Genomic DNA, 268 nt, shown 5'->3' with positions numbered 1-268 from the left:
TGCGGTAGTCGCTCTGGCTGTAGCCGTAGGTGAAGGTCCACCAGCCCCAGGGCAGGCTGTAGAACAGGCTCTGGCTGTCGGAATGGCGCCAGCGGTCGGTCACCGCGTCGCGGTTGGCGCGCAGGTTGAGCTGGTCGGCCAGGCCCAGCGGGCTGTCCCAGTCCAGGCCCAGGCCCATCTGCTGCTCGCCGGTGCTGACGTCGCCGTCGTTGTTGCGCGTGGCGGAGACCCGCCAGGGCTTGTCGCGCTCGCCCTTGAGACGCACCCG

1 protein-coding gene is annotated in these 268 nt (G+C 70.1%); it reads right to left on the bottom strand.

The features are described from left to right. Positions 1-268 (bottom strand): ShlB/FhaC/HecB family hemolysin secretion/activation protein (locus JHD77_RS32615; RefSeq protein WP_233410334.1); only part of this gene is annotated, 268 nt, incomplete at both ends.

It is taken from the genome of Pseudomonas sp. P20, assembly GCF_016463925.1.
Classification (GTDB): Bacteria; Pseudomonadota; Gammaproteobacteria; order Pseudomonadales; family Pseudomonadaceae; genus Pseudomonas; species Pseudomonas aeruginosa.
Note: the sequence above shows the minus strand (reverse complement) of the source record. Positions and strands in the feature narration are given on the sequence as shown.